This is a genomic window from Mixta intestinalis, from assembly GCF_009914055.1.
In the GTDB taxonomy this organism is placed as follows: domain Bacteria; phylum Pseudomonadota; class Gammaproteobacteria; order Enterobacterales; family Enterobacteriaceae; genus Mixta; species Mixta intestinalis.
Genome location: NZ_CP028271.1, coordinates 3371848 through 3390624 on the forward strand (window position 1 = coordinate 3371848; position 18777 = coordinate 3390624).

General features: G+C 55.2%; 14 protein-coding genes, 1 tRNA gene, 3 rRNA genes and 1 riboswitch. Of the genes, 7 read left to right on the forward strand and 11 right to left on the reverse strand.

Going from position 1 to position 18777, the window contains the following annotated elements; all coding sequences use genetic code 11:
- Window positions 1-74 precede the first annotated feature (74 nt).
- The 5 genes from metA to C7M51_RS15585 form a co-directional block, all read right to left on the reverse strand.
- Window positions 75-1004, reverse strand: coding sequence for a homoserine O-acetyltransferase MetA (gene metA / locus C7M51_RS15565; protein WP_160622572.1), 930 nt, complete (start codon window positions 1002-1004; stop codon window positions 75-77).
- 322 nt (window positions 1005-1326) lie between these two features.
- A 5S ribosomal RNA gene (gene rrf / locus C7M51_RS15570) occupies window positions 1327-1442 on the reverse strand.
- Window positions 1443-1556: 114 nt separating this feature from the next.
- Window positions 1557-4461 (reverse strand): 23S ribosomal RNA (locus tag C7M51_RS15575).
- Window positions 4462-4656: 195 nt separating this feature from the next.
- Window positions 4657-4732: transfer RNA gene (locus C7M51_RS15580), tRNA-Glu, on the reverse strand.
- A gap of 83 nt (window positions 4733-4815) precedes the next feature.
- Window positions 4816-6358: ribosomal RNA gene (locus C7M51_RS15585) — 16S ribosomal RNA — on the reverse strand.
- The 16S, 23S and 5S rRNA genes sit together here with 1 tRNA gene alongside, the layout of an rRNA operon.
- Before the next feature lie 575 nt (window positions 6359-6933).
- Here C7M51_RS15585 and purH point away from each other — a divergent pair.
- Together purH and purD are read left to right on the forward strand one after the other, a co-directional pair.
- Complete coding sequence (gene purH / locus C7M51_RS15590) at window positions 6934-8523, forward strand: bifunctional phosphoribosylaminoimidazolecarboxamide formyltransferase/IMP cyclohydrolase (RefSeq protein ID WP_160622573.1); 1590 nt, start codon at window positions 6934-6936, stop codon at window positions 8521-8523.
- Window positions 8524-8541: 18 nt separating this feature from the next.
- Entirely contained in the window at window positions 8542-9822 is a 1281-nt protein-coding gene (purD, locus tag C7M51_RS15595; RefSeq protein ID WP_160622574.1) for a phosphoribosylamine--glycine ligase, read from the forward strand.
- Between the two features lie 54 nt (window positions 9823-9876).
- On the opposite strand, the gene C7M51_RS15600 is transcribed toward purD, so the two are convergent.
- The 6 genes from C7M51_RS15600 to nudC all read right to left on the reverse strand — a co-directional run bounded on the left by C7M51_RS15600 (window position 9877) and on the right by nudC (window position 14319).
- Window positions 9877-10521 (reverse strand): DUF1481 domain-containing protein, encoded by a 645-nt coding sequence (locus tag C7M51_RS15600; RefSeq protein WP_160622575.1) that lies wholly within the window; start codon window positions 10519-10521, stop codon window positions 9877-9879.
- A gap of 87 nt (window positions 10522-10608) precedes the next feature.
- Window positions 10609-10881, reverse strand: coding sequence for a nucleoid-associated protein HU-alpha (gene hupA, locus C7M51_RS15605; protein WP_038629805.1), 273 nt, complete (start codon window positions 10879-10881; stop codon window positions 10609-10611).
- A 188-nt stretch (window positions 10882-11069) separates the two neighbouring features.
- Window positions 11070-11660 (reverse strand): YjaG family protein, encoded by a 591-nt coding sequence (locus tag C7M51_RS15610; protein WP_160622576.1) that lies wholly within the window; start codon window positions 11658-11660, stop codon window positions 11070-11072.
- A 62-nt stretch (window positions 11661-11722) separates the two neighbouring features.
- A complete protein-coding gene (gene nfi, locus C7M51_RS15615; RefSeq protein WP_160622577.1) occupies window positions 11723-12388 on the reverse strand; it encodes a deoxyribonuclease V in 666 nt (221 codons plus the stop codon).
- A gap of 2 nt (window positions 12389-12390) precedes the next feature.
- The gene (gene hemE / locus C7M51_RS15620; protein WP_160622578.1) at window positions 12391-13458 is read right to left on the reverse strand and encodes a uroporphyrinogen decarboxylase; all 1068 of its coding nucleotides are present in this window, start codon (window positions 13456-13458) and stop codon (window positions 12391-12393) included.
- 81 nt (window positions 13459-13539) lie between these two features.
- Window positions 13540-14319 (reverse strand): NAD(+) diphosphatase, encoded by a 780-nt coding sequence (gene nudC / locus C7M51_RS15625; protein WP_160622579.1) that lies wholly within the window; start codon window positions 14317-14319, stop codon window positions 13540-13542.
- Window positions 14320-14458: 139 nt separating this feature from the next.
- Here nudC and rsd point away from each other — a divergent pair, with 139 nt between their 5' ends.
- The 5 genes from rsd to thiS all read left to right on the forward strand — a co-directional run bounded on the left by rsd (window position 14459) and on the right by thiS (window position 18776).
- On the forward strand, window positions 14459-14965 hold the full coding sequence (rsd, locus tag C7M51_RS15630; protein WP_160622580.1) for a sigma D regulator: 507 nt from the start codon (window positions 14459-14461) through the stop codon (window positions 14963-14965).
- Between the two features lie 127 nt (window positions 14966-15092).
- A riboswitch (TPP riboswitch) is annotated at window positions 15093-15192 on the forward strand.
- Window positions 15193-15276: 84 nt separating this feature from the next.
- Complete coding sequence (thiC, locus tag C7M51_RS15635; RefSeq protein ID WP_160622581.1) at window positions 15277-17199, forward strand: phosphomethylpyrimidine synthase ThiC; 1923 nt, start codon at window positions 15277-15279, stop codon at window positions 17197-17199.
- Entirely contained in the window at window positions 17196-17837 is a 642-nt protein-coding gene (gene thiE, locus C7M51_RS15640) for a thiamine phosphate synthase (protein WP_160622582.1), read from the forward strand. Before thiC ends, thiE begins: the two co-directional genes overlap by 4 nt.
- On the forward strand, window positions 17830-18579 hold the full coding sequence (locus tag C7M51_RS15645) for a HesA/MoeB/ThiF family protein (protein WP_160622583.1): 750 nt from the start codon (window positions 17830-17832) through the stop codon (window positions 18577-18579). The genes thiE and C7M51_RS15645 overlap by 8 nt, the downstream gene beginning before the upstream one ends.
- Entirely contained in the window at window positions 18576-18776 is a 201-nt protein-coding gene (thiS, locus tag C7M51_RS15650) for a sulfur carrier protein ThiS (RefSeq protein ID WP_160622584.1), read from the forward strand. Before C7M51_RS15645 ends, thiS begins: the two co-directional genes overlap by 4 nt.
- Window position 18777 lies beyond the last annotated feature (1 nt).

The following is an 18777-nucleotide window of genomic DNA, read 5'->3' on the forward strand; positions in this document are numbered from 1 at the left end:
TTATTAATAGTTATAAGAGCCAGCGTGTCGTAACGGTGAGTTGCTGCGCACTTTCACTGGCAACGCTTTTTTACCTAGTCGAGCGTGGGATTCATATGCCGTAAATCGTAAGGTGTGATCTGGTAAACGTAATAGTTAAGCCAGTTAGAGAACAGCAAATTACCGTGGCTGCGCCAGCTGGCGCGCGGCGGCAATGTCGGATTATCTTGTGGAAAATAATTACAGGGAATAACCGGATTTAGACCGGCTTCGCAGTCACGCTGATATTCACCCGCCAGCGTTAGCGCATCATATTCCGGATGGCCGGTGACAAAAGCCAGGCGTTTATCTTTGCTGCCTAACAGATAAGGTCCTGCCAGCTCAGATTCAGCGAAGATTTCCAGATCGGTATAGTCCCTGATGAGCTGTGCAGGAAAATCGGCATAGCGCGAATGTGGAGCAAGGAAGGTATCGTCGAAACCACGAGTCAACAACGCATGCGGTTGCAGCGTTTGATGTTCATAGACGCCTGACAGCTTGGTAGCCCTGGTCTGTTTTGGGAGACCGTAGAGGATGTTGAGCGCGGCCTGTACCGCCCAGCAGACAAACAGGGTTGAGGTGACATGCTCTTTAGCCCAGTGCAGTACGCGCTGGATCTGTGGCCAGTAGGCGACATCCTGAAAATCCACCAAACCTAACGGGGCACCGGTCACTATCAGGCCATCAAAGTTATCATGAGCGATATCTTCAAAGTTGCAGTAGAAGTTATTGAGGTGCTCCATAGGCGTATTACGCGATTCACGACTGTCGATACGCAACAGCTGAATATCAATTTGTAGCGGCGAGTTGGAAAGCAGGCGCAAAAACTGATTTTCTGTCTCGATCTTTTTCGGCATCAGATTCAGTACCAGCACTTTGAGCGGTCGAATTTCCTGAACGCTGGCGCGGGAATGGGTCATGACAAACACATTCTCATTACGCAGACAGTTTACGGCTGGTAGTTCATCGGGTACCCGAATCGGCATAACCTGTTTTCCTCACAACACACGTTTATACGTTTAGACATCCAGATGCCTAAAAATAACCTGTGGCGTGTAAAATGTCGAGTCTTCAGGCAGAAATTGAAAATGTTTCATACAAAACGGCATAAGCGGAATAACGGAGCTAAAAAAACATGAAATTGGTTATAGAAAAAATCGGAAAAGGCTGGTCAGGAAAGGTGGGATTGATCTGTTGATCAGAAAAACAGGGTGAAAATTTTCCCGGCAGGAAAAAGGAAAGGAAAACCTGGATATTGCAGAGACGAAAAAGCCCCGGCTTTCGCCGGGGCTCCGTCGTTTGTTTGATGCCTGGCAGTTCCCTACTCTCGCATGGGGAAGCCCCACACTACCATCGGCGCTGCGGCGTTTCACTTCTGAGTTCGGCATGGGGTCAGGTGGGACCACCGCGCTCTCGCCGCCAGGCAAATTCTTGTCGCCGGAACGCGCTTTTACCCGCTCCCGCTTGATGCTTTAATCCGGTGAACAAACTGAAAATTCTCGCGTCTCTCTCTTTCCCCAAAACGCTTCCGGCGTTGTAAGGTTAAGCCTCACGGGTCATTAGTACCGGTCAGCTCAACGCATCGCTGCGCTTACACACCCGGCCTATCAACGTCGTCGTCTTCAACGTCCCTTCAGGAGGCTCAAAGGCCTCAGGGAAGACTCATCTCGAGGCAAGTTTCGTGCTTAGATGCTTTCAGCACTTATCTCTTCCGCACGTAGCTACCGGGCAGTGCCATTGGCATGACAACCCGTACACCAGCGGTGCGTTCACTCCGGTCCTCTCGTACTAGGAGCAACCCCTCTCAGTCTTCCAGCGCCCACGGCAGATAGGGACCGAACTGTCTCACGACGTTCTAAACCCAGCTCGCGTACCACTTTAAATGGCGAACAGCCATACCCTTGGGACCTACTTCAGCCCCAGGATGTGATGAGCCGACATCGAGGTGCCAAACACCGCCGTCGATATGAACTCTTGGGCGGTATCAGCCTGTTATCCCCGGAGTACCTTTTATCCGTTGAGCGATGGCCCTTCCATTCAGAACCACCGGATCACTATGACCTGCTTTCGCACCTGCCCGAGCCGTCACTCTCGCAGTCAAGCCAGCTTATGCCATTGCACTAACCTCACGATGTCCGACCGTGATTAGCTGACCTTCGTACTCCTCCGTTACGCTTTGGGAGGAGACCGCCCCAGTCAAACTACCCACCAGACACTGTCCGCAGCCCGGATTACGGGCCTACGTTAGAACACCAGCCATTAAAGGGTGGTATTTCAAGGGCGGCTCCACGCGGACTGGCGTCCGCGCTTCAAAGCCTCCCACCTATCCTGCACATCAAGGACCGGTGTTCAGTGTCAAGCTGTAGTAAAGGTTCACGGGGTCTTTCCGTCTTGCCGCGGGTACACTGCATCTTCACAGCGAGTTCAATTTCACTGAGTCTCGGGTGGAGACAGCCTGGCCATCATTACGCCATTCGTGCAGGTCGGAACTTACCCGACAAGGAATTTCGCTACCTTAGGACCGTTATAGTTACGGCCGCCGTTTACCGGGGCTTCGATCAAGAGCTTCGCGTTGCCGCTGACCCCATCAATTAACCTTCCGGCACCGGGCAGGCGTCACACCGTATACGTCCACTTTCGTGTTTGCACAGTGCTGTGTTTTTAATAAACAGTTGCAGCCAGCTGGTATCTTCGACTGGCCTCGGCTCCGGGAGCAAGTCCCCTCACCTACGCGCCAGCGTGCCTTCTCCCGAAGTTACGGCACCATTTTGCCTAGTTCCTTCACCCGAGTTCTCTCAAGCGCCTTGGTATTCTCTACCTGACCACCTGTGTCGGTTTGGGGTACGATTCCGCGTTACCTGGAGCTTAGAGGCTTTTCCTGGAAGCAGGGCATTTGTTGCTTCAGCGCCGTAGCGCCTCGTCATCACGCCTCAGCCTTAAGCATCCGGATTTGCCTGGATGCTCAGCCTACACGCTTAAACCGGGACAACCGTCGCCCGGCCAACATAGCCTTCTCCGTCCCCCTTCGCAGTAACGCCGAGTACGGGAATATTAACCCGTTTCCCATCGACTACGCCTTTCGGCCTCGCCTTAGGGGTCGACTCACCCTGCCCCGATTAACGTTGGACAGGAACCCTTGGTCTTCCGGCGAGCGGGCTTTTCACCCGCTTTATCGTTACTTATGTCAGCATTCGCACTTCTGATACCTCCAGCATGCCTCACAGCACACCTTCGCAGGCTTACAGAACGCTCCCCTACCCAACAACACTTACGTGTCGCTGCCGCAGCTTCGGTGCATGGTTTAGCCCCGTTACATCTTCCGCGCAGGCCGACTCGACCAGTGAGCTATTACGCTTTCTTTAAATGATGGCTGCTTCTAAGCCAACATCCTGGCTGTCTGGGCCTTCCCACATCGTTTCCCACTTAACCATGACTTTGGGACCTTAGCTGGCGGTCTGGGTTGTTTCCCTCTTCACGACGGACGTTAGCACCCGCCGTGTGTCTCCCGTGATAACATTCTCCGGTATTCGCAGTTTGCATCGGGTTGGTAAGCCGGGATGGCCCCCTAGCCGAAACAGTGCTCTACCCCCGGAGATGAATTCACGAGGCGCTACCTAAATAGCTTTCGGGGAGAACCAGCTATCTCCCGGTTTGATTGGCCTTTCACCCCCAGCCACAGGTCATCCGCTAATTTTTCAACATTAGTCGGTTCGGTCCTCCAGTTAGTGTTACCCAACCTTCAACCTGCCCATGGCTAGATCACCGGGTTTCGGGTCTATACCCTGCAACTTAGCGCCCGGTTAAGACTCGGTTTCCCTTCGGCTCCCCTATGCGGTTAACCTTGCTACAGAATATAAGTCGCTGACCCATTATACAAAAGGTACGCAGTCACCTAACAAGTAGGCTCCCACTGCTTGTACGTACACGGTTTCAGGTTCTGTTTCACTCCCCTCGCCGGGGTTCTTTTCGCCTTTCCCTCACGGTACTGGTTCACTATCGGTCAGTCAGGAGTATTTAGCCTTGGAGGATGGTCCCCCCATGTTCAGACAGGATACCACGTGTCCCGCCCTACTCGTCGAACTCACAGCGCATGCGCTTTTGTGTACGGGACTGTCACCCTGTACCGTGCGCCTTTCCAGACGCTTCCACTAACACACGCGCTGATTCAGGTTCTGGGCTCTTCCCCGTTCGCTCGCCGCTACTCAGGGAATCTCGGTTGATTTCTTTTCCTCGGGGTACTTAGATGTTTCAGTTCCCCCGGTTCGCCTCATGCCACTATGTATTCATGACATGATAGTGCAACGGATTGCACTGGGTTTCCCCATTCGGGTATCGCCGATTATTGCGGTTCATATCACCTTGCCGGCGCTTATCGCAGATTAGCACGCCCTTCATCGCCTCTGACTGCCAGGGCATCCACCGTGTACGCTTCGTCGCTTAACCTCACAACCCGCAAGCGTCTCGTGAGACACTTACCGGCGCGAGAAATTGAGAGACTCTGAACGGCTTCTGTAAAAAAGCCGCTCTTTCAAATTTTCAGCTTGTTCCGGATTGTTAAAGAGCAATATCTTAAAGCCGACTCGCTAAAGTCAGTTTTAAGATATGGGGGCAGGTAACTTTCACTTACGTACCAGCAAGTGGCGTCCCCTAGGGGATTCGAACCCCTGTTACCGCCGTGAAAGGGCGGTGTCCTGGGCCTCTAGACGAAGGGGACACTGAGTCTGCTTCGCAAGACGCCTTGCTCATGCTTTCTATCAGACAATCTGTGTGAGCACTTCACCGAATGGTATCCGCTGGTAAGGAGGTGATCCAACCGCAGGTTCCCCTACGGTTACCTTGTTACGACTTCACCCCAGTCATGAATCACAAAGTGGTAAGCGCCCTCCCGAAGGTTAAGCTACCTACTTCTTTTGCAACCCACTCCCATGGTGTGACGGGCGGTGTGTACAAGGCCCGGGAACGTATTCACCGTGGCATTCTGATCCACGATTACTAGCGATTCCGACTTCACGGAGTCGAGTTGCAGACTCCGATCCGGACTACGACGCACTTTGTGAGGTCCGCTTGCTCTCGCGAGGTCGCTTCTCTTTGTATGCGCCATTGTAGCACGTGTGTAGCCCTGGTCGTAAGGGCCATGATGACTTGACGTCATCCCCACCTTCCTCCGGTTTATCACCGGCAGTCTCCTTTGAGTTCCCGCCATCACGCGCTGGCAACAAAGGATAAGGGTTGCGCTCGTTGCGGGACTTAACCCAACATTTCACAACACGAGCTGACGACAGCCATGCAGCACCTGTCTCACGGCTCCCGAAGGCACAACCGCATCTCTGCAGTCTTCCGTGGATGTCAAGACCAGGTAAGGTTCTTCGCGTTGCATCGAATTAAACCACATGCTCCACCGCTTGTGCGGGCCCCCGTCAATTCATTTGAGTTTTAACCTTGCGGCCGTACTCCCCAGGCGGTCGACTTAACGCGTTAGCTCCGGAAGCCACGAGTCAAGCTCACAGCCTCCAAGTCGACATCGTTTACGGCGTGGACTACCAGGGTATCTAATCCTGTTTGCTCCCCACGCTTTCGCACCTGAGCGTCAGTCTTCGTCCAGGGGGCCGCCTTCGCCACCGGTATTCCTCCAGATCTCTACGCATTTCACCGCTACACCTGGAATTCTACCCCCCTCTACGAGACTCAAGCCTGCCAGTTTCGGATGCAGTTCCCGGGTTGAGCCCGGGGATTTCACATCCGACTTGACAGACCGCCTGCGTGCGCTTTACGCCCAGTAATTCCGATTAACGCTTGCACCCTCCGTATTACCGCGGCTGCTGGCACGGAGTTAGCCGGTGCTTCTTCTGCGGGTAACGTCAATGACGAACCGTATTAAGGCTCACCCCTTCCTCCCCGCTGAAAGTACTTTACAACCCGAAGGCCTTCTTCATACACGCGGCATGGCTGCATCAGGCTTGCGCCCATTGTGCAATATTCCCCACTGCTGCCTCCCGTAGGAGTCTGGACCGTGTCTCAGTTCCAGTGTGGCTGGTCATCCTCTCAGACCAGCTAGGGATCGTCGCCTTGGTGAGCCGTTACCCCACCAACAAGCTAATCCCATCTGGGCACATCCGATGGCGTGAGGCCCGAAGGTCCCCCACTTTGGTCCGAAGACGTTATGCGGTATTAGCCACCGTTTCCAGTGGTTATCCCCCTCCATCGGGCAGTTTCCCAGACATTACTCACCCGTCCGCCACTCGTCGGCAAAGAAGCAAGCTTCTTCCCGCTACCGTTCGACTTGCATGTGTTAGGCCTGCCGCCAGCGTTCAATCTGAGCCATGATCAAACTCTTCAATTAAAGTCTGATGCTCAGAGAAAAACGTCGTAATGAATTACGTGTTCACTCAGAGACTTTGATACTGCAATTAGTTTGCGATATCCGTTCCGTGAGTGCCCACACAGATTGTCTGATAAATTGTTAAAGAGCAGTGCAACAGGGCGCTTCGCCGTGTTGCGAGGTGGCGTATATTACGCTTTCCTCTTTCAGAGTCAACCCCTTTTTCGGGAAGTTTTTCTCCGGCGATTCAGAACCGCTGAACCGCTCAACACCGCGTGGCGTAAGCCGCTGTGCCGTGTCGATGGAGGCGCATTATAGGGAGTTCTCGCGGCGCTGCAACCGCTAAATTGCAATAAAATGACTGTTTGCTGCAATCCTCAGCAAAAGCCGGGTTTATACCCAGTTATCCACAGAATTACCCACATTGCGCCAGCCATTTAATTTAGACGAGCATCGCGCAAACGTTTTCGCTACAATGCCAGCCGACGTTAGCAATGCCCCTGATGGGGCGTTACCTGAAGCTTACGGCTGTATTAATTCTTAAGCTTGATGTAACGCTCTTTACTTGCGAACCAAAGCCAAGGGATAAAACCACCATGCAACAACGTCGCCCTGTACGCCGTGCTCTGCTCAGCGTTTCTGATAAAGCCGGTATCGTCGAATTCGCTCAGGCTCTTTCCAGCCGGGGTGTTGAACTGCTCTCCACCGGCGGTACCGCTCGCCTGCTTGCAGACGCGGGCCTGCCGGTAACAGAGGTTTCCGATTACACCGGTTTCCCGGAGATGATGGACGGTCGTGTTAAAACGCTGCATCCAAAAGTACACGGCGGTATTTTGGGGCGTCGCGGTCAGGATGACGCCATCATGGCGGAGCACCATATTGCACCGATCGATATGGTTGTCGTTAACCTTTATCCTTTTGCTCAGACCGTAGCGCGTGAAGGCTGCACGCTGGAGGACGCGGTAGAGAATATCGATATTGGCGGGCCGACGATGGTACGCTCAGCGGCCAAGAACCATAAAGATGTCGCCATCGTAGTGAAAAGCAGCGACTACCAGGCAATCATTGCCGAGCTGGATGCTAATGAGAATGCGTTAACGCTGGAAACCCGTTTCGATCTGGCGATTAAGGCGTTTGAACACACCGCCGCTTACGACAGCATGATCGCCAACTATTTCGGCAGCCTGGTGCCCGCCTACCATGGCGAAACAAACGCGCCAGCCGGACGCTTCCCTCGTACCCTGAACCTGAACTTTATCAAGAAACAGGATATGCGCTACGGCGAGAACAGCCACCAGCAGGCCGCATTCTATATAGAAGAGGAAGTTAAAGAAGCTTCCGTCGCCACCGCGCAACAGCTTCAGGGCAAAGCGCTCTCCTATAACAACATTGCCGATACCGATGCCGCGCTGGAGTGCGTTAAAGCCTTTGATGAGCCCGCCTGCGTTATCGTGAAGCACGCTAACCCGTGCGGCGTAGCGGTAGGCGGCTCTCTGCTTGACGCTTACGATCGCGCTTATAAAACCGATCCTACCTCTGCTTTCGGCGGTATCATCGCCTTTAACCGCGAACTGGATGAAGCTACCGCAGAAGCGATTATCAGCCGTCAGTTTGTTGAAGTGATTATTGCCCCTTCCGTCAGCGAAGCGGCGTTAAAGGTAACGGCGGCCAAACAGAACGTGCGCGTGCTGACCTGCGGCACCTGGCAGCAGCGCGTTCCCGGCCTGGACTTTAAGCGCGTCAACGGCGGCCTGTTAGTGCAGGATCGCGATCTGGGTATGGTAGAAAGCCACCAGCTGCGCGTGGTCAGCAAGCGCCAGCCAACAGAGCAGGAACTGCGTGACGCGCTCTTCTGCTGGAAGGTGGCGAAGTTTGTGAAATCCAACGCCATTGTTTATGCGCGCAACAATATGACTATCGGTATCGGCGCAGGACAGATGAGCCGCGTCTATTCCGCTAAAATCGCCGGTATCAAAGCAGGCGATGAAGGACTGGAAGTGGAAGGCTCCGCGATGGCGTCAGACGCCTTCTTCCCGTTCCGTGACGGAATCGATGCCGCTGCTGCCGTTGGTGTAAGCTGCGTTATCCAGCCCGGCGGTTCAATTCGTGACGAAGAGGTGATCGCCGCCGCTAACGAACACGGCATTGCAATGATCTTTACCGATATGCGCCATTTCCGCCATTAATTGCTCCCGGAGAAACAGATGAATATTCTAATTATCGGCAACGGCGGGCGTGAACATGCGCTGGCCTGGAAAGCGTCCCAGTCTCCGCTGGCTGATCGCGTTTTCGTTGCGCCGGGCAATGCGGGCACCGCGCTGGAACCTGCGCTACAAAACGTCGATATCGCCGCGACTGATATCCCGGCGCTGCTGGCCTTTGCCCAAAAAGAGAACATTGGCCTGACTATCGTCGGCCCGGAAGCGCCACTGGTAAAAGGCGTGGTGGACGCATTTCGTCAGGCGGGGCTAAAAATTTTCGGCCCCACCAAAGCCGCCGCGCAGCTGGAAGGCTCAAAAGCCTTTACCAAAGATTTTCTGGCGCGCCATCAGATTCCCACCGCTGAATACCAGAACTTTACCGATGTCGAGCTGGCACTCCAGTACGTACAAGCTAAAGGCGCGCCAATTGTGATTAAGGCGGATGGTCTGGCGGCGGGCAAAGGCGTTATCGTGGCGATGACGCAGGAAGAGGCGGAAGCCGCCGTGCGCGATATGCTGGCGGGTAACGCCTTCGGCGACGCCGGGCACCGGATTGTGGTGGAAGAGTTTCTTGATGGCGAAGAAGCAAGCTTCATCGTTATGGTTGATGGTGAGCATGTGCTGCCGATGGCCACCAGCCAGGATCACAAGCGCGTCGGCGATGGCGATACCGGCCCGAATACCGGCGGCATGGGCGCATACTCTCCGGCACCGGTGGTAACAGCGGAGATCCATCAGCGTGTGATGGATGAGGTAATCTGGCCTACGGTGCGCGGCATGGCGGCAGAAGGCAATGTTTATACCGGCTTCCTGTATGCCGGGCTGATGATTGGCAAAGACGGTCAGCCTAAAGTCATTGAATTTAACTGCCGCTTCGGCGATCCCGAAACACAGCCGATCATGCTGCGCCTGCAATCGGATCTGGTTGAGCTTTGTCTGGCGGCGTGCGACGGTACGTTAGATAAACAGGATTCACGCTGGGACGATCGTCCGGCGCTGGGTGTGGTGCTGGCAGCAGGCGGCTATCCGGGAGACTACCGCACCGGTGACGTTATTCACGGTCTGCCGTTGGAAGCCTTGCCGGATGGCAAAGTATTTCACGCCGGAACCCGGCTGGAAAACGATCGTGCACTGACCAACGGCGGACGCGTGCTGTGCGTGACGGCGTTAGGGAAAGATATTGCTGAAGCGCAACGTCGCGCCTATGAACTGGCAACGCCCATCTCATGGGAAGGCAGCTTCTGCCGCCATGATATCGGCTATCGCGCTATCAACCGCAAATAATCTGCTGGCGGTTCTGCTCTGCGTGGGCGGAGCCGCTCTCTCTTCCGGCTGACATCAAAAATCCGCTTCCTGCGGCTCCCATGAACATGCATCTTCCGCTGATACCTGCAACAGCTGGGTGCCCGCTGGTGCCTCCAGCCAGGCGACGCTAAGCGCCTGTCCCGCCGCATGGCGATACTGACGGACAAACTGCCATTCATGCTCATCCAGCGCAGGCTTTAGCGGCTCGCCCTGACAGCTACGTAACGTTTCGTCCCCTTGCCAGCGCCCCTGCTTTAGCAGCACTCTTCCCGCCAGCAGCGCATCGCTGATACGCAACATCCGCTGCGCCTCGAATTTATACAGTTCGATATTTTGCTCACTGACCGATTCGCGTCGTCCGGCAAGCTGTCGTTGCATATAGCTCAGGCTGCCGTCGCGATCGAAACGCAGGGTAATGTCATCCGGCTGAGCGCCGCTAAGGTGACGTTCCATACTGACCAGGTTGTCATCCTGCCAGTTGTAACGCGTAAAGATTGTCGCTCCGCCCTGAAACGGCGCAAACACCGTCATCATATGAACATGGCGATCCTGGTTTTTACGCCAGATGCGTACCGAACCGCGATCGGCAAGATAGCCGCTGGCGGTAAAAGCGGGCAGCGTCGGCTGCGAGCTGCATCCTGCCAACAATAACGTCAGAAGTGCAATTAGCCGCTTCATGATGCTCCGTTACGATAACAGACGACATAAAACAAAAGGGCGACAAATCATTGCCGCCCTCGTAAAACCTTCACTGCAACGACGCGATTACTTAACAGCGTCTTTCAGTGCTTTACCAGATACGAATGCCGGTACGTTTGCAGCAGCAATTTTGATTTCTTTGCCAGTCTGCGGGTTGCGGCCAGTGCGCTCAGCACGGTGGTTAACTTTAAAAGTACCAAAACCAACCAGTTGTACAGCATCACCATCTTTCAGAGACTCGGTAATTGCAGCCAGGGTGGATTCCAGCGCAGCTTTAGCCTGGGACTTGGAGAGATCCGCTTTCTCTGCAATTACATCAATCAGTTGAGTCTTGTTCATAAGTTATCCTTACAGTGTATTTATCGCTTGCTAAGCATCGAGTGCGAGGGAATAGCCAGATTCTGACACTCTTCAGCCTGCACGCACCGATAGCCACATTTTTCAGCCCCCCAAATGTAGACCAGACAGGGGGCGAATGTGAAGCCTTTAGGCGCGACAATTGAGGCATGAAGTCACGTTTTCTCGCGTTATTGCTCTATTTTTATACCGATATTACTTATCGCGGCTTCCCGCAGGTCAGAACGCAGTCCTTTTATCAGATCCAGGTCGCGCTCTTCACAGGCTGCCAGCAGGCGAAAAATCTCCCACTGGATATCCCATTCTTCTTCAATCGCCGGTAAATTGCCCAGCTCTTCATCCGTCATTTCCCGCCCGGCCTGGGTCATTTCCAGCATTGCTACGGTCGTAATTGATGCCTTGCTGACCTCAATAGCATGCTCAAGCGTTTCCCCACTCAGACGTGAATGCAGCAGTTCACTTAACGCGACGCAGGCATCGATCGCCGGATAAACGCCGTAGACGTCAAAATCGTCCGCCAGCGGAATCGCTTCTTCCAGCTTTTCCAGCTGCGAATCGAAATTGATTTTTGCATCTTTTACCGTCAGGGATTCCCAGATGAGATCGAGAATGCGGCGGTAGCGCTGCGCGTCGGCAAAGCCGGTTTGCTGGCAAAATGCCCAATAATTGGGGTAAAGCCGCTCACAGAGGCAGGCCATAAAGGTCACATGCTGCCAGCTTTCCAGCTTTTCGAGGCGCAAATGGATAGGGTTACGTAACATGACAGGGTCTCTTCAACATCATTCTGGCGGCAGTGTAACGCAAAAGATCCCTTCCGGCACGGCTAACCCTTCTGCCAGCGCAGAAAGGCGCTGCGTTCTGAGGCGACTGCATCCGCCCAGCGCGTCGGTTCCGGCAGGCGATAACCCGCCATACAGTTCTGTACCCACTGTAAAGCGGTATCAATGCTGACACGGTGACCAGTAGAAACAAACAGCGGATTGCAGCGCTTTTTGCTGCGCCAGACCCAGCCGATCTTCTCACCTTTATCCATCAGCGGCTGCTGTGAGCCGGGTTCTTCGTCCAGCGGCTCAAAACGTCCGCACAGGCGACGCTTCGCCACGCCGATAGTCGGTACATCCACCAGCATCCCGAAATGGCTGGCAACGCCGAGCCGACGCGGATGCGAAATCCCATGACCATCGACAAACAGCAGATCGGGTTTCTGTTCCAGCAGCTCCCAGGCCGCCAGCAGCGCCGGGTATTCACGGAAAGAGAGGAAACCGGGAATGTAAGGCATGATGGTGGCGATACGCGCCACCTTATATTCGATCAGCTTTAGCGAAGGATATTCCAGGATTACCATGGCGGCGCGGGTCACGTCGCCGCCCTGCTCAAATCCGACATCCGCGCCGCCAATCAGGCGCGGCGGCATCACATCGAAATCATCATGGCGCACCACTTCTCCAGCGCGCTGTAGCTGTTCGGTCCGTAATGCCTGTATATCCATCTCTACTCCTTGTGATAAGGACCTGACAGACGATGCACCGCTTCCACAAACGCGCCTGCGTGTTCAGGCGGCACATCCTGATGAATGCCATGTCCTAAATTAAATACGTGTCCGCTGCCCTGACCGAAACCAGCCAGAATGCTCGCAACTTCCTGCTCAATACGCGCAGGTGATGCATAAAGCATAGACGGATCCATATTGCCCTGCAGCGCAACCTTATCCCCTACGCGGCGGCGCGCGTCGACGATATCGGTGGTCCAGTCGAGGCCCAGCGCATCACAGCCGGTCGCCGCCATCGCCTCCAGCCACTGGCCGCCGCCCTTGGTGAACAGCGTCACCGGCACACGGCGTCCGTCGTTTTCGCGCAACAGGCCGTCAACGATTTTGTGCATGTAGTGCAGTGAGAACTGCTGGTAGTCGCGCCCGGTCAGCACGCCGCCCCAGGTATCGAAAATCATGACCGACTGAGCGCCAGCACGAATTTGCGCGTTAAGATACAGCGTAACGCTGTCAGCCAGCTTATCCAGCATGGCGTGCAACGTTTCCGGCTCGGCGTACATCATTTTTTTGATTTTGGTAAAGGCTTTGCTGCTACCGCCTTCCACCATATAGGTGCCAAGCGTCCACGGGCTGCCGGAGAAACCGATCAGCGGCACCGCGCCCTGTAGGTTTTTACGGATGGTACGCACCGCATTCATTACATAGCCCAGCTCCTGTTCAGGATCGGGGATCGGTAACTTTTCAACGTCGGCGCGGCAGGTAATCGGCGCAGCGAAGCGCGGGCCTTCTCCGGCCTCGAACCACAGCCCCAGCCCCATCGCATCGGGAATGGTTAAAATATCAGAGAAGAGGATTGCCGCATCCAGCGGATAGCGACGCAGCGGCTGTAACGTGACTTCACAGGCCAGCTCGGCATTTTTACACAGCGACATAAAATCGCCCGCCTGCGCGCGCGTGGCTTTATATTCCGGCAGATAGCGTCCGGCCTGACGCATCATCCATACCGGCGTAACATCTACCGGCTGGCGCAACAGGGCTCGCAGGTAACGATCGTTTTTCAATTCGCTCATCATAGGCTCTCTCAAATACAGGCGCCTGGTGGCAGCCGTTATGGCCGACAGTTAAACAAGTTTGCTGTCCTGTCGCAACCGTTACGGTTGTTCATCCACCGCGCGGCAAAGCGCCACCGTATCTTCAATCAGACGGCGCGCCACGGTGCCGGCAGGCGGCAACAGCGGCAATGCGTCATAGCGAAACCAGCCAGCGTCAATCAGCTCGTTATTATCAATTTGCAGCTCGCCTTCATCATATTCCGCCATAAAAGCCATCATCAGCGAATGAGGGAAAGGCCAGGGCTGAGAAGTGACATAACGCAGATTTTTTACCCGCACATTGCTCTCTTCCATTACCTCACGCGCTACCGCCTGCTCCAGGGTTTCCCCAACTTCCACAAACCCTGCCAGTACGGTGTAGATGCTGTTACGATGACGGGCATGCTGCGCCAGCAGGATTTTGTCATCGCGGCGGATCGCCACAATGATGCAGGGCGCAATTTGTGGATAGTAGCGCTGGCGACAGTGCGCACACAGACAGGCGTTTTCACTGTTGCTGAGGTGCATTTCATGACCGCAGTAGCCGCAGTAGCGGTGCGAACGTATAAATTCCGCCAGCTGGACGCCACGCCCGGCCAGCTGAAACAAGCCGCTCTCAAGATCGATAATCTGCCGAATCGATCCCATACTCTCGCTGCGATTCTCGCGGATCAGCCAGACGGTATCGCCCTGCCATTCACCGATAGCGGCCCCGCGCGCACCGGTTAGCCCCAGCTCCTGTGCCGTACCGAAAGGTAATTCACCATTTGGCAACCATATTTTCTGTTCATGGCTGACAACCCACCAGCCAGCGTCTACGCTTGTTAGTTCTCGTTCCATAGGAAAGCACCCTTTGCTTCAGCACGCTTTTTGTGACTGGCACCGTAATTATTCTTAAAACAGGAAAGGATACGGGACACGGCCTCTGTACTGATGGTAATTATAAGTAGCGGTAAGACTATAACTCACGGAGACAAACATGCTTAACCAGTTAAACGTTCTGACCGAGCGCGTAGGTGGCCGTAATGAACTGGTAGATTTTTGGCTGAATGCGCGCAGGCAACTGTTGGTTGCTTATTATCAAGTGGTCGGCATCAAGCCGAATAAAGAGTCTCTCACCGCGCTGGATGAACAGGCGCTTGATAATTTTTGTCAGAACCTGGTGGATTATCTTTCTACCGGCCATTTCAATATTTATGAACGCATCATTGAAGAGATGACCGGCGACAGCCCGCTGCTGGCGGCAGCACAGATTTACCCCGGCCTGCAAGCCAATACCGAAACTATTATGCAGCTATATGATTCTCATCTGGAAGCAGCTATCGATCACGATAACTGTCTTGAGTTTCAGCAGGCGCTTTCTGAAGTAGGCGAAGCGCTGGAAGTGCGCTTTACGCTGGAAGATAAGCTGATCCAGCTGGCCTACGATAATAATCTGGCCTCGTTACAACCGGCTAACGATCAAACTATTACGCGCCCCGCGTAACAGCAACCCAGGGTAAGAACCCCTTGTAGTTTCTTAAACGCCCCTTTATGCTGAAGGGGCTTTTTTATGACCTGATGTCGCGTAATGCGCCGCTGGTCAGGGGCGTCAGCCAGCCTGACGCCCGTTTTTCATCTTGTCGGAGTGCCTTTTAGGCTGAGACCGTTTATTCGGGATCCGCGGAACCTGATCAGGTTAGTACCTGCGAAGGGAACAAGAGTACAGAACTTTTCACGCCGTCAGCGCAGGCTGATGCTGTGTCGTTACTCCTTCCGAACTCCGGACAAGCAACGTTCCTTTATCTGGAGATTGCTATGTCTGCTAAACCTACCCGTCGTGAACAGCGCACTCAGGCGCAACAGTTTATCTCTTCCTTACAGGGAAGCGCCTTCCCTAATTCGAAACGCATCTGGATCACCGGCAGCCGCCCCGATATTCGCGTACCGATGCGTGAAATTCAGCTTAGCCCCACCCTGGTCGGCGGTGATAAAAACGAGCCGCGTTACGAGCCTAACGAAGCCGTACCGGTTTACGATACCGCGGGGCCCTATGGCGATGCCGAAGCGGTAATTGATGTTCATCTGGGTCTGCCGCGCCTGCGCAGCGACTGGATCGCCCAGCGCGACGATAGCGAACAAACCCAACTCAACTCCAGCTATAGCCAGCAACGGCTGAAAGATGAAGGTCTCGATCACCTGCGTTTCGATAATCTGCCGCATCCGCGACGGGCGAAACCGGGCCGCCGGGTTACGCAGCTGTACTACGCGCGTCAGGGGATAGTGACGCCGGAAATGGAATTCATCGCCCTTCGGGAAAATATGGGCCGCGAACGCATTCGCAGCGAGGTACTGCGCCAGCAACATCCGGGGCACGATTTCGGCGCCCGGCTGCCGGAGAATATTACCCCGGAGTTTGTGCGTCAGGAGGTAGCCGCCGGACGAGCCATTATTCCCGCCAATATCAACCATCCGGAAGCGGAACCGATGATTATTGGCCGCAACTTTCTGGTGAAGGTGAATGCCAATATCGGTAACTCCTCCGTCAGCTCCTCTATCGAAGAGGAAGTCGAGAAGCTGGTTTGGGCGACACGCTGGGGTGCCGATACCGTGATGGATCTCTCCACCGGGCGCTATATCCATGAAACGCGCGAATGGATTCTGCGTAACAGCCCGGTTCCGATTGGCACCGTCCCCATTTATCAGGCACTGGAGAAGGTTAACGGCATTGCTGAAAACCTGACCTGGGCACTGTTCCGCGATACGCTGCTGGAACAGGCGGAACAGGGCGTGGACTATTTCACCATTCATGCTGGCGTGCTGTTGCGCTATGTCCCGATGACGGCGAAGCGCCTTACCGGGATCGTTTCCCGCGGCGGATCGATCATGGCGAAGTGGTGCCTTTCCCACCATCAGGAAAACTTCCTTTATCAACACTTTCGCGAGATTTGTGAAATCTGCGCCGCCTATGATGTGGCGCTGTCGCTGGGTGACGGCCTGCGCCCCGGCTCGATTCAGGACGCCAATGATGAAGCACAGTTTGCCGAACTCTATACGCTGGGCGAGCTGACCAGGATCGCCTGGGAATATGATGTGCAGGTGATGATCGAAGGGCCGGGGCATGTGCCGATGCATATGATCCGCCGCAATATGACTGAACAGCTGGAGCATTGTCACGAAGCGCCCTTCTATACGCTTGGCCCGCTTACCACCGATATCGCCCCCGGTTACGATCACTTCACCTCCGGTATTGGCGCGGCGATGATCGGCTGGTTCGGCTGCGCAATGCTCTGCTACGTCACGCCGAAAGAACATTTAGGCTTGCCGAACAAGGAGGACGTTAAACAAGGCCTGATCGCCTACAAGATCGCCGCTCACGCTGCCGATCTTGCCAAAGGTCATCCCGGCGCACAGATCCGTGATAACGCCATGTCGAAGGCGCGCTTTGAATTCCGCTGGGAAGATCAGTTTAACCTTGCGCTCGATCCCCATACCGCCCGCGCCTGGCATGACGAAACGCTGCCGCAGGAATCGGGAAAAGTCGCTCATTTCTGCTCAATGTGCGGGCCGAAATTCTGCTCCATGAAAATTACCCAGGAAGTACGTGAATATGCCGCGAAACAGGAAGCGGAGGCGCAGCCCGTCGAAGTGGGTATGGCGCAGATGTCGCAGGCTTTTCGTCAGCGCGGCGGAGAACTTTATCATCCTACCGAGATATTACTACCGGAGGAAAAAGCATGAGTCACTCTTTCCCTTCCTGCCCTTTCCGGCTTGGCCTCTATCCTGTCGTTGACAGTCTTGAATGGATTGCGCGTTTGCTTGACGCAGGCGTGCGCACGATACAGTTACGCATCAAAGACCGCCCAGCCGCTGAGGTAGAACCGGTGATTGAGCAGGCTATTGCGCTGGGCCGCCAATATCAGGCGCGTCTGTTTATCAATGATTACTGGCAGCTGGCGATTAAGCATGGTGCCTGGGGCGTGCATCTGGGTCAGGAAGATCTGGACGTTGCCGATCTCGACGCTATACGCCGTGCCGGGTTACGCCTGGGCCTTTCTACCCATGACGACAGCGAGATCGATCGGGCGCTGACCGCCCGGCCTTCTTATATCGCACTGGGCCATGTTTTCCCAACGCAAACCAAAGAGATGCCCTCCGCGCCGCAGGGTCTGGAAGAGCTCAGAAAGCATGTTGCCCGACTGGGCAATATACCCACCGTCGCTATCGGCGGAATCAGCCTTGAACGCGCCCCGGCGGTGCTGGCCTGCGGCGTCGGCAGCATCGCGGTAGTCAGTGCCATAACCCAGGCCGACGACTGGCGTGCGGCAACGGCGGCGCTGCTGGCGCTGGCCGGTACGGGAGATGAGGCTGATGCTTAACGACCAGGATTTTTTACGCTACAGCCGCCAGCTTCTGCTGGAGGAATTTGGCATAGAAGGGCAACAGAAGCTGCAACACGCCAGCGTATTGATCGTCGGGCTGGGCGGTCTGGGCGCGCCCGCAGCGCTCTGGCTGGCGGCGGCAGGCGTCGGCAAGCTACTGCTGGCCGATGATGACAAACTGCATATCAGTAATCTGCAACGCCAGATTCTCTACCGTAGCGCTGACTGCGGGAAAGCCAAAGCTCCGCTGGCGCAGCAGCAGCTACAGGCGCTGAACCCACAGACAGAAACCATCGCGCTACAGGCAAGAATGGACGAGGCACAGCTGCGTGAATTAGCGCCGCAGGTCGATCTGGTACTGGACTGTAGCGACAACATGGCAACACGCCACGTAATTAACGCCGCCTGTGTTGCCAGCGGCACGCCGTTAATCAGCGGCAGCGCCGTAGGCTTTGGCGGACAGCTGTTAGTTATCTCACCACCGTGGCAAAAAGGTTGTTATCGCTGCCTGTGGCCAGATAGCAGCGAACCGGAACGTAACTGCCGCACCGCTGGCGTGCTGGGGCCGGTCGTCGGCACTATCGGCACCTTGCAGGCGCTGGAGGCGCTAAAGATGCTGGTGGGCCAGCGCTCCTCGCTTGACGGTCAGCTACGCCTGTTTGACGGACGCCAGCAGACATGGCGCACGCTGGGCCTGACGCGCGATCCGCATTGTCCGGTATGCGGAGGCAATAAATGAATATTGTGGTTAACGACGAGAGGCTCAGCCTGGAAGCACCGCTGTCGCTGGAGACGCTGCTGGAAAGGCTGGGCTGCCACCAGCCAGGCACCGCGCTGGCGGTCAATCAACAGATCGTTCCCCGCGCCAGCTGGGCACAACGCACACTGCGGGAAGGCGATGAAGTCGTTATTTTTCAGGCAATTGCTGGAGGTTGAG

What these genes read in the sequence shown, in the direction of transcription:
- metA (WP_160622572.1), bottom strand. Translation starts at nt 1,004, where the DNA reads ATGCCGATTCGGGTACCCGATGAACTACCAGCCGTAAACTGTCTGCGT.
- purH (WP_160622573.1), top strand. Translation starts at nt 6,934, where the DNA reads ATGCAACAACGTCGCCCTGTACGCCGTGCTCTGCTCAGCGTTTCTGAT.
- purD (WP_160622574.1), top strand. Translation starts at nt 8,542, where the DNA reads ATGAATATTCTAATTATCGGCAACGGCGGGCGTGAACATGCGCTGGCC.
- C7M51_RS15600 (WP_160622575.1), bottom strand. Translation starts at nt 10,521, where the DNA reads ATGAAGCGGCTAATTGCACTTCTGACGTTATTGTTGGCAGGATGCAGC.
- hupA (WP_038629805.1), bottom strand. Translation starts at nt 10,881, where the DNA reads ATGAACAAGACTCAACTGATTGATGTAATTGCAGAGAAAGCGGATCTC.
- C7M51_RS15610 (WP_160622576.1), bottom strand. Translation starts at nt 11,660, where the DNA reads ATGTTACGTAACCCTATCCATTTGCGCCTCGAAAAGCTGGAAAGCTGG.
- nfi (WP_160622577.1), bottom strand. Translation starts at nt 12,388, where the DNA reads ATGGATATACAGGCATTACGGACCGAACAGCTACAGCGCGCTGGAGAA.
- hemE (WP_160622578.1), bottom strand. Translation starts at nt 13,458, where the DNA reads ATGAGCGAATTGAAAAACGATCGTTACCTGCGAGCCCTGTTGCGCCAG.
- nudC (WP_160622579.1), bottom strand. Translation starts at nt 14,319, where the DNA reads ATGGAACGAGAACTAACAAGCGTAGACGCTGGCTGGTGGGTTGTCAGC.
- rsd (WP_160622580.1), top strand. Translation starts at nt 14,459, where the DNA reads ATGCTTAACCAGTTAAACGTTCTGACCGAGCGCGTAGGTGGCCGTAAT.
- thiC (WP_160622581.1), top strand. Translation starts at nt 15,277, where the DNA reads ATGTCTGCTAAACCTACCCGTCGTGAACAGCGCACTCAGGCGCAACAG.
- thiE (WP_160622582.1), top strand. Translation starts at nt 17,196, where the DNA reads ATGAGTCACTCTTTCCCTTCCTGCCCTTTCCGGCTTGGCCTCTATCCT.
- C7M51_RS15645 (WP_160622583.1), top strand. Translation starts at nt 17,830, where the DNA reads ATGCTTAACGACCAGGATTTTTTACGCTACAGCCGCCAGCTTCTGCTG.
- thiS (WP_160622584.1), top strand. Translation starts at nt 18,576, where the DNA reads ATGAATATTGTGGTTAACGACGAGAGGCTCAGCCTGGAAGCACCGCTG.